This window comes from Vibrio sp. 2033 (assembly GCF_033339735.1).
This window is the reverse complement of sequence record NZ_JAWOVC010000837.1, coordinates 1-518: the sequence shown is the minus strand read 5'-3', so window position 1 is coordinate 518 and position 518 is coordinate 1. Positions and strand designations below refer to the sequence as shown.

1 pseudogene is annotated in these 518 nt (G+C 37.5%); it reads left to right on the top strand.

What is annotated here, in order from left to right:
• Positions 1 to 170 precede the first annotated feature (170 nt).
• Positions 171 to 518, top strand: a pseudogene (gefA, locus tag R7P74_RS29375) (diguanylate cyclase GefA); the annotation flags it as partial.

Sequence of the window (518 nt, the reverse complement as noted above, 5' to 3'; positions counted from 1 at the left end):
GTTCACTTTTTAAACCACGATTTTATAAAATCAAATTTCAGATTTATGAATATCACCGCTATTTGCTCATTTTTTTATATAAACCAAGCAAAAATGATAAAAATTAAAGCGATATTAGTTAATATCCGGTAATCTAAATCCAATTCCATTTTGCTAGTAACATCGCAGAAATGACTGACGAGTTTAAGAAATCGACCGCTAACTTAAAAAAAGCGGTGCCACTAATGATCAAAAATCATGTAGCTGCCACCCCCGCAAACTACGCGCTTTGGTATACCTACGTAGACAAAACCATTCCAGAACTCAATTTTGAGATGGACGAAGTGTTAGAACACTACGGTATTTGTCCACCAGCAGCGAACAAACAGCTTTACAACAACTACGTGGCCAGTAGAGCAGAAACCAGTTTAGAAGATCTCAAAACCAACGTAGAAGTACTATTGCATGAAGTGTCGAGCTCCATGAGTGATACTTTGTCAGATACCTCTTCTTTCTCTGCGATGGTCGATAAAAGCTTC